Below are 1,295 nucleotides of genomic sequence, written 5' to 3'. Positions count from 1 at the left end.
TCATTGGCATTGCTAGTTTCAAGGTGGCTGTTCATAGTTTTCACTGTGCTTTAGTACTTTAAAGTCGGTTTGTAAGCTTAACCGTTGTTAGTGCTTGGCTGACGGCGGCGGCGTTTTGATGGTACCGGCCCTTTTTGCTCATTCATTTTACTAGCGGCTGTTTGATTCTGAGCTGACTGAGTTTGAGTGGTCTGTTTCTTAGTATCCTGTTTGGTTTTAGCAGGTTTGTTAGAAGCAGCTTTTTTAGCAACAGACGGTGTATTCTCAGCAAAATCTGCCGCAGCTTTAGGCACTTTTTTCTCATACTTGGTCGTATTTACTACTTGCTCTTTATCGCTAGCTGGTTTTGCCGCTACGTTAAGCAAGTTATCAGCGTTATTTTTACTGTCAGTATTATCCGCTATCACAGTAGGTTGACGACGGCGACGTTTATACGGTATCGGCTCGTTGTTTATACTAACGAGCGCTGGCGTTTGGGCGACAGTACGCTTAGTATGTACATTAGTATTGGCCGTTGTAGATAAAGCTGACTGGTCAAAATCGGCTTTGCTAGCAGCAGACTTGGTATCGACTGGTTTAGCTTTTGCATGCTGCTGCGCTTGCTTATCAGCGTTAGCAGAGCTGTCAGATTGTCTTGCAACTCCTGCTTTCTTAGATGGCGTATTTTCAGCTTTTGGGCTTTGCTGCACAGGGGCTTGCTTTGGTTTAGCATTAGATTTTGGCTGATCGTCCGTTGGCAATTGTTTGCGTAATGGCGGAACCACTTTTTCATGCTCGATGACAAATAACGGTGCAGGCTTGGCATCGTGACGCTTATTTGCCGATTGCTTGCCAGTATTCGCCAGTGATAACTGCTGCAATTGTGCCAGCTCATTATTATCTTGTGCTGCTTGCTGCTTATCATAGCCCTTATGATGACTATTATTGCTGACACTATGATTGCCATTGTTATTAGCCTGTTGAATAGACTGACTGGCAGCGCGGCGGCGGCGTGACGGCACGTTTGAGGCATCATCAGCTTGCTTGCTATGGCCGTTACCGCCTACATTATTTTGTTGATTGTTTTCTATGTGATTTACCTTATCATGGTTTGATGTGTTTAAAGCTTGCGGCTTTTGACGATTACGCCCGCGACCACGCTGGCTTTGTTTATACGCACCGCGACGAATGTTTTCATCAAAATCATCAATCGCTTGATCTTGCTGCTGTTCGGTCAGGGTTTGATAGGTTTGCCACCACTCGCCCATGCCATTGGTCGACTCTGAAAGCGGATGCTCGGCATCACCGCACTGCTC

General features: G+C 45.9%; 1 pseudogene. It reads right to left on the bottom strand.

Annotated elements, in window-relative coordinates:
* Positions 1–77 precede the first annotated feature (77 nt).
* Positions 78–1,295, bottom strand: a pseudogene (locus tag V7D75_RS05545) (polynucleotide adenylyltransferase PcnB); the annotation flags it as partial.

This window comes from Psychrobacter sp., from assembly GCF_036731945.1.
Taxonomy (GTDB): Bacteria; Pseudomonadota; Gammaproteobacteria; order Pseudomonadales; family Moraxellaceae; genus Psychrobacter.
Note: the sequence above shows the minus strand (reverse complement) of the source record. Positions and strands in the feature narration are given on the sequence as shown.